The 12,814-nt window shown below is 61.4% G+C and carries 6 protein-coding genes; all 6 read right to left on the reverse strand.

All coding sequences use genetic code 11. The features are described 5' to 3' along the window. Positions 1-4: 4 nt before the first annotated feature. The 6 genes from M0808_RS12005 to M0808_RS12030 all read right to left on the reverse strand — a co-directional run bounded on the left by M0808_RS12005 (position 5) and on the right by M0808_RS12030 (position 12,594). Complete coding sequence (locus tag M0808_RS12005) at positions 5-7,060, reverse strand: TcdA/TcdB pore-forming domain-containing protein (RefSeq protein WP_247841221.1); 7,056 nt, start codon at positions 7,058-7,060, stop codon at positions 5-7. Positions 7,061-7,469: 409 nt separating this feature from the next. Next, the gene (gene cobJ / locus M0808_RS12010; RefSeq protein ID WP_247841223.1) at positions 7,470-9,170 is read right to left on the reverse strand and encodes a precorrin-3B C(17)-methyltransferase; all 1,701 of its coding nucleotides are present in this window, start codon (positions 9,168-9,170) and stop codon (positions 7,470-7,472) included. After that, the gene (locus M0808_RS12015; RefSeq protein ID WP_247841333.1) at positions 9,170-9,901 is read right to left on the reverse strand and encodes a precorrin-2 C(20)-methyltransferase; all 732 of its coding nucleotides are present in this window, start codon (positions 9,899-9,901) and stop codon (positions 9,170-9,172) included. Before M0808_RS12015 ends, cobJ begins: the two co-directional genes overlap by 1 nt. Beyond that, on the reverse strand, positions 9,901-10,527 hold the full coding sequence (locus M0808_RS12020; protein WP_096794809.1) for a precorrin-8X methylmutase: 627 nt from the start codon (positions 10,525-10,527) through the stop codon (positions 9,901-9,903). The genes M0808_RS12015 and M0808_RS12020 overlap by 1 nt, the downstream gene beginning before the upstream one ends. Next, complete coding sequence (cobG, locus tag M0808_RS12025; protein WP_282188270.1) at positions 10,520-11,818, reverse strand: precorrin-3B synthase; 1,299 nt, start codon at positions 11,816-11,818, stop codon at positions 10,520-10,522. The genes M0808_RS12020 and cobG overlap by 8 nt, the downstream gene beginning before the upstream one ends. Positions 11,819-11,937: 119 nt before the next feature. Beyond that, positions 11,938-12,594 (reverse strand): hypothetical protein, encoded by a 657-nt coding sequence (locus tag M0808_RS12030; RefSeq protein WP_247841227.1) that lies wholly within the window; start codon positions 12,592-12,594, stop codon positions 11,938-11,940. Positions 12,595-12,814: the final 220 nt, after the last annotated feature.

The raw sequence follows: 12,814 nt of genomic DNA on the forward strand, positions 1-12,814 counted from the left end.
TTCGTCAGGCCGGCACCGCTCCCAGCAACTGCGCCAGCGTTGTACTGCCGTCGGCATCATCGACTTCGACGATTTCCCGTAGCCTCTGCACCAGGCTCGATACCGGATAGGAACGCCCGCCCTCGAACCCGAGGAAGACGTCACCGCGCATCGCCGGATCCGCCGAGCACACATCCCGCAGGATCAGGCTGTGCTGGCGATCCGGGTCGACAATCAGCAAGTGCTCGTCGACAAACGACAGTTGCAGTGTTTGCGGTGCGTCCAGCGCCCAGACCAGCTTGCCGGGAATCGCCGGGACCTCGCCCAGCGGGTGACGGCAATCGACAATCACCGAGTCCAGCCGCAACCAGCAGGCCCTCGACAGGTGATACGTGACACCGCCCTGCCCCAGGCGCAACACCAGACAGCTCACGTCATCAGCGATCAGTGTCAACAGGTCTTCAACCTTGTTCTGGCCCTCGACCACCAACACCTCGGCGTCACGCCGCATGTATTCGAACGGGCCGATGCTCTGCTGACCGGGGTAGACGTGTACGCGGTGTGCCTGAAGTTCGTGCAACAGCACATGCCGATGGCGGGTGCCGAGCAATTCGCAATCGTCTGGCAGGTTCTGGCCCGCTACACGAATCAGTTGTGCATTCGCCACGTCGTACCATTGCAGGTTGCCCGCGCCAGACTCCACGGCGATGTAGGGCCCATGCTCGGCGGTCTCCAGCAATGCCTGCAGAGACTCCGGCAAATGTTCCGCGTGCTCGCTGGCCCAGTGATGATCGACGCCGATGATCCTTTCAGCTTCCTGATATCGCAGCTTGAGTGACACGCCGTTGACCGATGTCCCGTACAGACCGGAGCCGTCATTGCGCACGGCGCTGAACCGCCAGTCGTCCCACTCGGCCTGCGGTGCCGGCAGCATGTCGCTCGCCAGTAACTGGGCGCCGCTGCCGAATGCTGGCTCGAGTTGCCGGCTGTCGAAGAACCGCTGACTGCAGATTTCACCGCTGGCGACATCGAACAGCCAGACCGCCTGGTTGTCCGGAGTGACCCCGAGCAGGCGCATTTCCCGTTCGTGCCCCGGATCGCACAGCAGCAAGCGGTTATCCACATACCAGGCACACAGGCTGCGATCACCGGCGGCGTTGCGCAGACCCAGAATGGCGAAACTGTTGACCGGGTACTTCACCGCCAACGTTTCGAGTGCCTGCCACCACTGCGCGCGCCCCCTGAGCCAGCGCTCACTCAAGCCACCCAGATGCACTTCACCTTCTGCGGTCAGGTTGAAGAACAGACCGTCGTCGGTCAGGGCCAGATACCCGTCCTGCACCGGTACCACGTCATTCAACCCGTCGGGCTGCAGCCATTGATGCGTCCACTGCGCCGGCCAGCGCTCGCTGCCAGCGGACGCGCTGCGTTGCACCTTGCACAGCTTTTGCGCCAGCCGGTCGTAGATGAAAAACAGCTCGTGCTCCTCGTTGACCGGCAGAAGCAGCAGATCACCAAGCTGTTTGATCGAATCGACCCAGCCGCGGTCATGCCCGAAGGCAAACGGATGAATGCACAACAGGTCACGGCTGCGAATCCAGACCAGGTCACGTTTGCCCGGATCGAACGCCCAGCAGACCGACACGTAGGCGGCCGGTTGCCAGTCGACGGTACTGACGCCTGCGCGTTCGGGCACCGGCGATAACGTGAAATAGTGACCAAGCACTACCGACCAATCCGTCAAGGTCGGGTTGGCGAACACTCGCTGGCCCAGCTCACGGTCAATCTCTCGGGTAACTGCCACCAGTTGCAGTTGGCCCTCATGGATCAGGTAGTTGAATTGCGTGACTTGCCGATCGGTACCCAGCCATTGCTGTTCGATATGAATCACGCCCTGCGCATCGACTTCAATACGCCGAATGCTGCACTGCCCCTCCATGACAAGCAGACGGTAGCGGCACTTGAGCAAACCGCTGACGGCATCGACCTGCCAGATGTCGTAGTTGCGCACCTCATAGAAAAACGCAGAATCGTCGACCACCGCCGCCAGCAGCATTTCATCGGCCGCCAGTACCTCTTCACTGCGGATGTACAGAAAACGATCCTCGGCAGCGTCGTACCAGGCCGTGGTGTGACGCGGCTGGCTCTCGGGCTCGAAAGGAATCGGAAAGTGATGAACTGGCGTGTAAGGCAGCACCAGCCGATGCTCCCGGACCAGTGTCTGGTAATGCGTGAGGAGTGACTGTTCATTCTCCCCGGCTGGCGCGCTCTGCTCGATAATGTCCAGTCGTCCGTCGCTGCGGTTGACCTTGAACGATTGCCGCCCGGTCAGCTGGAGCATGACCTCATGCCGACCTCTGCCGCCGAACGTCACCTTCACGCCACCCACCGAAAGAACCCCGCCGACGTCGATCCGCACATCCCTCTCGGTGGCCCAGGCGGCTACCAGATTCCAGCGGCACTGCTGCAGGCTGGGGGACTGCAACTGGAGATTGACCCCGCGATTGAGGATCAGTGAACAGGCGCCGCCCGCACCTTCGATGCGGTACGACACCTTGTCGTGCCAGACCTGCGGCATCATTGGCACCGCCAGCGCACGCTCGTGGGCATCCAGCCGCACCTCGATCACGGTTGGCCGATACGACGGTGCGAGACGGTTGATGATGTAGTGCACGGGAAAGGAGTAGAACGAAAACAGAAACCGCCACTGGCCAGCCGCATCCTTCTTCTCCAGCTTGCGGGCGGTATCGAAGCCGGTGTCGTGACGCAGCGTCGAGAAAGGGAGCGCCTTGTATTCGTAACCGTAGTACGTGGTCGGCGTGCACGGCAGGACGACCAGTTGCGTGCTCGGCGGATCGAAGTGGATGTAGCCGGGAAGTCCCAGTTCACGCCGCAGATCGAGCGCTTGTTGATCATCCGGATTGAAATCCGGCACCCCGAAATGGTCGCGCAGCCGATACACCTTCGGACTGTCGAGCACCAGCATCGTGCGATTGAAGTCCAGGCTCTGGACGACCAGCGAAGGGTGAGCGACCCACGCCCCGAGTCCGTCGTCATAGCGATAACCGACACCCCGACAGGCCCGCTCCAGCTCATCGAAAAACAGCCCGACCTCCTGCGCCTGCTCAGCGATCCTGGCGAAGCCCTGGGCCAGGGCCGCCACACCCACGGCCAGTCCGCCCAGGATCACCCCGGCTCCACCGAGCACGGCGGCCGCTGTTGCCGCGCCCGCCGTGGCGGCCCCCAGACCACCGGCGGTCAACGCCAGACTGGCGGAGTCGAAGGCCAGTTGGGTGCCGAATTGCGCGCGCTCGATCTCGTTGTCTGCCGTCGCCAATTGATAGATGTCGAAACCGACATTGGCCAGCCCCAGCACCGCGCCCACGCCTTCGTTGGCGACATGTCCCAGCGCCTCGCCAACCACCGGCGCACAGGTGCGGGCGATGATCTTCTCTTCATTGAGCGCGGTTTTTACCAGACTGATCAGGCCAGCGACATCCGTGACATTGCCGTGCACCAACTGCGCGTAATTGACGTAAGCGTGCAAGCGCACGGCGGTGGTCAGGGTGCGGTCATCCCCCTCTCGACCACGCAGGACGTTCATCAGTGCCTGGATGGTGAAGCCGGTATTGAGCGTGTGTACGGCACCCGCCTCTACCATCTGTGGCGAGGCTCGGGTGCCCAGTGCCGAAAACTGCTCCGACAGATAATTTCTGATGCGCAGCAGACGATGATCGGTGCTCACCACCTGCACCACATGCTCGGCCTGCGTGGGATCGACCAGGTTGATCCGGTACTCGCCGGCAGGCGTCATCTCCAGGGTTTCGAACAACGGCACCAGCGGTTTTGCCGCAGCATGCAAGTGCTGTAGAGCGTCAGTCGCCTGGGCAATCTGCTGTCCCCACCAATGACTGTCCAGATCGCGCAGGCTGCGCCCCAGGTGCGGATTACTGACCAGCGAATGGCCGCGAGCACTGTTCAGGCGCCGACGGATCGGTCGCTGTGTATGCTCCGGCAGCACATTGTCGGATTCCAGCAATTGCCCGACGCGCAAACCGCCGGACAGATCCAGCGCCGCTATCTTTTGCCCCTGCAGCTCGATCAGATCAAATGTCGGGCGCGCGTCGTCGCCATAGGCCGCATAGTATTTCGCCATGCCCTGTTTCTGGAAAAGGTCGGTCAGTGCCAGTTGGAGCTGGTCTGGCTGGCCGAACTCGAACACGCCGAAATTGGGATCATAAAAGTGATAGGTGGCGTGCCCACCATTGAAGATTTTCGCCACCAGCATGGCGTGGTTATCCGAGTTGAGCATCAGCGTGCGCGAGCTGGCGAACGCCTCCAGCGTGGTTCCGAGCTGCTGCAGATCGACCCGCCCCAGCGGCTTGCCGATATCGTGCAACTGCACGCCGCGCAACTCCTCGAGCGCCTCCAGAAATACAATTGAATCGCGCTGCTGCGGCTCGACGGTGGCCAGGAAGAATCGCTCGCGCAAGCGTCGCGACGCCGCCACGCCGTGCTCCAGAGCAGCGCTCATGATCAGCGCCAGCGGGTAACAACGGCCACCGGGATCCCCTGGCCCCTGGAGCAACAGATCCTGCGGCACCAGTTTGACGTCACTGGCCTCGATTTGCCCCAGTACCTGACCCAGCCGCAGGATCACCTGCTCACGATGTTCGCGGGTGGCGATGGTCTGGATATGGGCAACATGACGGCCCCATTGAAACAGCGTGTGCGCCTGCGACAGCGCAGCTCGTTTCAACGTTAGCGCGCTGTCCGACGAGACCATCGGCTGGTCGACATGGCTGGCGAGACCGGCCATGAATTGCGGCGCCCGATGCTGATACAGATGGCGTTCAATGGCCGCATAACGCACCGATGCTCCTACCTCGGCAACGCTGTTGGCGAGGTTGTCGAGCTCGGGGGCAAGTTGCGTGAAGCTTGAGTTATCCAGTGAGCGTACGCCGAGCATCTGTCCCAACACTACCCTTTGCAAGGGACTGATCTGGAAGAACTGCAGCGAACCCTCGGCAATGCCGCTTAGCAACTCATCCAGCGCCAGCCCCTGAATCCGCGCATCACTGAGCGACGCCGGAGCTTGCAGAGTGACGGGTTGGGCCTTGATGGCCTGACGATCGTCGAACCCCAGACCCGGCCCTTCGGGAAAAACCAGCGGACCGTTATGACCTTGCCTCATCGCCGCCACAAACGGTGCACCGAGTCGGTCGATCATCCCTTGCAAGACCTCCGTCAATAACACCGGGCGTCCCTCGATGAGCGGCCAACCCTCTTCGAACACCACAGTCTGCTGTTTGAGCAGGGCAGCAACATCACCGCTGTAGCGGGCACTGAACTGTCCTTGCCGCCAACGCTGCTGTTCGTCGACAACCCATTGTTCATCATCGCTGGCGTTGTCTTTCCACGAGTGATCCTGCTCCTCCTCGGTCTTGTCGTTGATCATCCAGAGCGGCTCGATGGCAGTCTCGACGCGCACTGTTTCATCTTCGCGCGGGACGAAGTTGTGCTGTTCGTAATCGCGCATGCCAGCGCGCATCGCGGCCGGGCCAGTCAGAAAAATTGTCCATTCGCTCTGCGGGCGGATACCGTCTTCGAAATATCCGGCGACCGCCAGAATCAGTTCGTTCACCGTTGCGTGTTCGATCGAGGACAGAGCGGCAATAGAGCCGCAGTTTTGCTCGAACACCTCACGCGCAAGCGTCGACATGCCGTAAAAATCGCTCAGCGCAACACCGCGCTTGGCCGCCAGTCGAGCCGTCAGGTCGATGAAGTCATAATTGAAGCGAAACCGGTCGATCACGCTTTTGAGCATCGGCGATCGGGCATGGGCCATCAGGAAGGAATTGCTCAGCGAGCTCTGCACAGCAACTGCCCGTAAGTCCTGTGGGCGGACGAGCAGCTCGGCCGGCGCCTGGAACACTTCATTCAGCGCCGGTTTTTGTCGGGCAAACGTCTCAAGCGCGGCGCGGTGTTGCTCGGGAATGCTTGCCAGATAATCAGTGTACTGGTGGCGCAGCGCCTCGCGTGCAGGCATCCAGTGCCGATTGTGATCGAGCAGCAGTTGCAGAACGCCAACGCGTGACCGGGGATCAAACCCGCTGATGTCAACGCCTCCCAGAGTCTTGACCAGTGGCGGCAGATTATCGACATCGGCATATCCGCCGCCCTCTTCGTAAAGGACCTCGGCGCGCACCACATCGGAAGCAGCGGCCAGATTGCCGCGCAACCGGATTTCACGCTCGTAGATATCCTGTAATTGCAGCGGAGTATCCAGGGCGTTCAAGTCGCGCAACTGCAGGTCGTCTCCTGCGAGGTCCAGCAGACTGCGGCGGTTTTGCTCGATCAGCGCCTCCAGTTGCGCGGCGTCCTGCCCATAGGCACGGGCCAACAGATCGACGCGTGCTTCATCAGCTGAAAGTCCCCGCTCCAGTGCGGCATCGATATGCATGGACATCTGTTGTTTAAGGACGATGGCCCGTTCTTCGTACAGCGTGCCCAACTGGTCTTTGGAAATACTGTCGCTGCCATCTTGTTGCAGGGCGTCAGCCTTGGCCGCCTCGACGATCAGCCTGTTGGTTTGCCAGGCCAACAATGCGTCGCTGTCGTACCAGAGATGGAGGCTGTAACCTTGCCCGCTCAGCACCTGTTTCCAGAGGTTGAGATAGTCACGCTGTATCGCGCCCAGTCCTCCACCGAGCCAGACAAAGTGCAGATTCTTCGGCACCGCAGTCGGGGTGCTCTTCGCGTACGCCAGGCTGTTTTGCACACGGGTCTCGAAAGCCTGGATGCTGTAATAGATGCGCGACAACTGTGCAGGCTGGCTATCGGATTGCGAGTATTTATGTGGCGAACCGATCAACTGTCCGATCGACTGCTTGAGCAGTGCCAAAGGCTCGATCAGTCGTGGAGAATCGAGCAAGCCGATACAGGCAAAATAATAACGCCACACTGACTGATAGGATTCACTGCCCCTGTACGCCGACATGGCCTGTTCCAGATCCGCCTGCTTGAACAGTTTGATGAATTTGACAAACCCGCTGGCGTCTTGAGTTCTTCGGTCCTGCATGAAAGTTGCTCCTTTGCCCTGACCAATAACGAAAGTGCCCGCTGGCACTTGCATAGCGGCCAAACTAACTTCTGGCGAATCGGAGCTCAAACTTCAAAACTTTCAATACATGTCAAAATCAACAACTAAAAAACAACTGATAACGCATGTAACGGCAACAAGTTATTTCTACAATCAATATATAAATCAAACGCACCCGAGCAGAACGCGAAATTATCAAGGCTGCAATTTCAGGTCTGTCTATCAGTATTCAAGATAAGTCGAACAGAATGTAAGCAAAGAGAAAGCTCTCACACAGAAGCGGAGCAGATCGTACAGGTCGCGTTGAACAATATGACGCGGTCAGATCCGGAAACAATCTGTGCGGGAGATCGCGGTTGGCGAGGCAGCAAGCTCCCTCGCCAACGGCTCAGGACTGGGGCTTTTCGCCGTACCAGCGCGGCGTGTAGACCCACTCGCCACCTTCAGCCTTGGGGAAGGTGCAAGTCGTTGAAGAGCCAACCAGCACCATGGTGCGCATGTCCACCTGATCCGGGGTCAGTTGCCCCAGTGTCGTCACGCGCAGGGTTTGCCCCGGGCGACCGATGTCGCGCCCCAGCACCACCGGTGTTGCCGCGCTGCGATGCTGCGCGACGATTTCCAGCGCACGCCCCAATTGCCACGGGCGTGCCCGGGAAATCGGGTTGTAGAAGGCCAGCGCCAGATCGGCCTCGGCCGCCAGATCCAGACGTTTTTCAATGATCGACCACGGCTTGAGGTTGTCCGACAGCGACATCACGCAGAAATCATGCCCCAGCGGCGCCCCCGCTTGCGCAGCCGTGGCGAGCGAGGCGGACACCCCCGGCAGGATTTCCAGCTCGACGCTGTGCCATTTCGGGTCGGTCGACTCGTGCAACGCTTCGAGCACCGCCGCGGCCATGGCGAACACGCCGGGGTCGCCGGACGAGACCACGATTACCGAACGCCCCTCGGCCGCGAGCCGGAAGGCGTGGCGGGCGCGCTGCATTTCTTCGCGATTGTCGGTGCAGTGCTGCACCTGATCATCGCGAAACGGGCCGGCCATGCGCACATAGGTTTCGTAGCCGAGCACATCGGTGGCCCGCGCCAGTTCCGCCTTGACCGCAGGCACCATCAACTCGGCAGCGCCGGGGCCAAGGCCGATCACCGCCAGGCGCCCACGTTGACGACCGATCTGCGCGATGTCCAGCGGTTGCTCGGCGAGGGCAATCGCCAGACCGTTGGCACTGCTGATCGTGGCCTGTGGCAGTGCCTGACGAGCCAACTCGCCGAGGTCTTTCTGCGCCGCGACAAAGCGCAGCGGCACCCCCAGTTCGAGGGCGGCTTCACGCAGTCTGGCCGAGGCCATTTCAGTGTCAGCCGCCAGCAGACAGGCCAGCGACTGCTGCGCAACCCCGGCCTGCTGCAACGCGGCGCGCACGGCATGCGGCTGATCGTCTAGCTGCGCGCTCACGGCCACCGCCACACTGCGGGGATAGATCAGCAACTCGTTGGCGCTCGCGACACGTTCGGCGCTGCCGACATGAATCGAGCGCTGCGCCTGCGGGTCTTGCGGCAACTGCGCCTGATCCAGCCACGGCGCGGCGCCTTCGATACGCACGCTGTGCCCAGCCAGCAGATCGGAAACGAAACGCTTGCCCAGCTCCAGATCCGCCAGCGCATAACCGCTGGGTGGGTTGAGCAGGCAGGTGCCAAAACGCAATTCGCCACTGGTGGTGATCGCCGCGGCGACCTGCAATGCGGCAGCGATTTCCCGGGCCATGACATTCACTCCGCCGAGGCCACCGAGCAGCGGCACCACGGCGCTGCCGTCTTCAGCAACGGCGAGCACCGCCGGTTCAGCGCCCTTCTCCAGCAGCAACGGCGCCAGGGTGCGAATGACAATACCAGCCGCGCACAGGGCAATGATCGGCGTGTCTTGCTGATACAACTCACGCAGGGTCGCGCCGAATTCCTGATAGCTGCAGTCGGCGCCTTCGACGCGTCCGGCGAGGCCGTGGATCTGCGCTGTCGGATACAACTGCTGGATCCGCCGTGCGGTAGCGAGCGCGCCTTGTCCGAGGATGACAATGGCCGGTGTGAATGGCGTCATCAACCTTGCCACCGTTCGCCCGGGACGATGATCAGCGAGAAGTACGGCGAGGACATCGGCTCGACCTGATCCAGCGGCACGATTTTCTGATTGGCCATGGTCGCGCGTTCGACGTACAGCGCCCGCTCGGCCAGACCGAGTTCTTCGAGTACCGCACGGACCTTGGGAAAGTTGCGCCCCAGTTTCATGATCACCGCCGCATCGGCGTCGGCCAGACGGCGCTTCAGATCCTCATGCGGCAGCACGCCGGAGAGCACCGACAGGCTCTGGTTGCGATACACCAGCGGCGCGCCGAGCACCGAGGCGCCGCCGAGCATCGAGCACACGCCCGGCACCACTTCGGCGTCGTAGCGCGTGGACAACCGATCATGCAGATACATGTAGGAGCCGTAGAAGAACGGGTCGCCTTCACAGATCACCGCCACATCGCGCCCGGCGTCCAGATGTGCGGCCACAGTCTCGGCGGCTTCATCGTAGAAATCGCTGATCACTTGCTCGTAGGACAGCGGTGCCGGCAGCACTTCGGTGGTCACCGGGTACACCAGCGGCAACAGATTCTGCGCGTCCTGCAGGTGCGCTTCGATAATGCCGAACGCATTGCCTTTCTTGCCCTTGGCGACGAAGTACGCCACCACCGGCGATTCTCGGAGCAGGCGCAGGGCTTTGACGGTAATCAGTTCCGGATCACCGGGGCCCACACCGAGGCCGATCAAACGTCCTTTGGCCTGCATCATTCGATCTCCGTGGCGAGGGCATTGACTGCTGCGGCGGCCATGGCGCTGCCGCCGAGCCGGCCTTGCATGATCACGAACGGTACGCCGCGACTGTCAGCTGCCAGCGCCGCTTTCGATTCGGCAGCGCCGACGAAGCCCACCGGGAAGCCGAGGATCAGAGCCGGTTTCGGTGCGCCGGCGTCGAGCATTTCCAGCAGATAGAACAGCGCGGTCGGCGCGTTGCCGATCACCACTACGCTGCCTTCCAGATGCGGACGCCACAGTTCCAGCGCGGCCGCCGAGCGGGTGTTGCCCAGCTCACGGGCCAGCTGCGGCACGCTGTCGTCACGCAAAGTGCAGATCACCTCGTTGTTGGCTGGCAGACGGGCGCGGGTCACGCCCTCGGAGACCATCCGCGCGTCGCACAGGATCGGCGCACCGGCCGCCAGCGCATCGCGCCCGGCCTTGCCGGCACCTTCGGAAAATTGCAGACCATCGACCGCCTCGACCATGCCGCAGGCGTGGATCACTCGCACCGCGAGTTTTTCCAGATCGGCCGGGATGCGCGCCAGATTGGCCTCGCTGCGAATGATCGCGAAGGAGTTGCGATAGATCTCCTGACCGTCGCGGATGTAATCAAGCATCAAGGGGGCTCCGTGAGCGGGCGTCGAGCAGGATCGCGGCCGCTTCAATAGTAAGGTTGCGTGCGTGCAGCGTGCCGAAACCCGGCAGCGCTGCATCGCGAAAATAAAGGTCGTAATGACCGGGGCTGACCGCCAGCAATGTCGCCGGGGCGCAATGGGCCGCCGCACAAGAGCGCGGGCAACCGGACAGGTGCACGTGCTGCGCCTGTGGCAACAACGTCGCCAGCAGCCGCGCGTCGTGTTTGGTATCGGCCAGGCCTTTGCCGCAGCCGCTGGAGCCGGTGCAGGCAATCAGTCGGGACAAAGGCTCGCGGGTGTCGGTCAACCAGTGCAATTGACTCAGGTGTTGCAGGACTCGCCCCGCGTCGGCGGGCTTCACATTCGGCAGCAGCAGACTTTGCCAAGGGGTGAAACGCAGGCTGCCATCACCGAACTCGCGAGCCAGCCGGGCCACGCCCCGCAGCATGGCCGGATCGAGACGGCCGAGCGCCGGCACCGCACCGACATATACCCGGTCGTCAGCGTTTTGCGCGTGAACACCGATATGCAGCGCATCCGCCATCGGCGTCCGCTGTCGAGCAACGGCGGCTCTGATCGCCACGCGTTCGCGCAACTGTTCGAGAAACGCCAGCAGCGGCAGTTCATCGAGCAAATGGCGCATGCGCGTCTGCTCCGGTCGTGCCAGATCAAGGAACAACTCCAGCACCGCGACCACCAGCGCATGGCTGTTTTCCACGCTCACGGCACCGGCCGCACGATCAGCCGGGCAGCCGGCCAGACCGAACGCCAACAAAACTTCACCGTCACGTTCGAACGCCGACAGCCACAGATCATGCGGATGCTCGAGCATCGCCAACGCCTCACCGCCGTCCAGCTGCACGGCGAACTTGGCACTCAACTGGTGAAAGCGCGGATGCGTCTGCAATGTTGCCAGAATCTGTTCGGCCAAAGGCCGGGTATCGAATAGCAACTGCCGATCAATCCCGGCACTCGGGCTGAGCATAAGGTTGCGCACATCGTCGCCCGCTGCGGTTTGCGGCCCCAACCCGGCGGCCAGCAAACCGTCGATCAATGCCGCGGACTGCTCGCCGATGCCGCGAATCTGCAGATTGGCGCGGTTGGTCGCCTCGATCGCGCCACTGGCGAAACGCTCGGCGGCATCAGCCACCGCGTCGGCCTGATTGGCAGTGATCGAGCCGCCATTGAGCTTGATCCGGCAAATGCCGCCGTCCAGCGCCTGGACAATACGCAGCAACCCCGGACAAGCCGAGGGGCGCAGAGCGGTGGACATTGAGCGTTCGTTCAAGGGATGACCGGCTGACGGGCAGCGCTGTGGTGGGCGAAAGGTCGCCATTATGCCTGCTTTGCCCGAGCGCATGAAAATGCCTGCCGGTCGGAAACTGCGGCTTTTCAGAGTTCGACCTCCTCAAGGTCGGCCACGCTCTCGCGAATCGCCTGATCTACAACGTCCCGGTTTTTGTCGATGTCCCGGCGATTGATCACCATTCTTCTGGCGCGGATGTCCAGTTGCGACATCGGTTGATGGACCTGCCAGAACAGGTAGTTGGTACTCAATACCAACTTGAAAAAGCGGACATGGCTGAGCACCACCACCAACTCGCCGCTGGCATTCTTACTGACCGGCACAATATGCGAAGTGAAGGTTTTACCACTCAGAGCGGTAAACTTTTGCAGCAGTGCTGTATCTCTTTCCAGCGCTGCCAGCCCAGCTTCAACCTGCTCTAATTGACCGCGCGCGAGTAAGGGGGCTGTCAACCGCCGCCACGCCTCCTGCACACTTCCGGAAAACGCCTCCTGGACTAGCACCACCGGCTTCTCTTCCAGGTTCCAGCCACATGACCAAAGGCCCCCGGCAAAGTAATCGAACCACTCTGCAGGCTGCAGGCTGCTGTCACAACGGCTGTCCGCCGCGATCTGGGCGAGATAAATGCAGTTCCTCACAAATCTGTTATCGGCCTCTGCCCGTCCCTCCAGGCCGGTGAACAACATATTATTAACGGCAACTGCATTACTCTGACTTAAACCTGTAGCTGAATTGATATCCATATCGCTCCCTGCCAACTTGGCACGTATTAATTTTATAGTTTCATTGCGCCAGACTTATTAAAAAGAACTGACTTGAATCAAACTAACAAAAACGGAAGTTGAAAAAATCACTATTACTCGACATTAAGTTTCCGCGTTGCTCTCGACACGCCGCGACGACAGATCCGCGTCAGGTGCCGGCAGTCGCGTTATCATGCCGCCCGTGAAGATCTACTCAGGA

Origin of the sequence: Pseudomonas sp. MWU12-3103b (assembly GCF_023100615.1) — a bacterium.
GTDB classification, from domain to species: Bacteria; Pseudomonadota; Gammaproteobacteria; order Pseudomonadales; family Pseudomonadaceae; genus Aquipseudomonas; species Aquipseudomonas putida_A.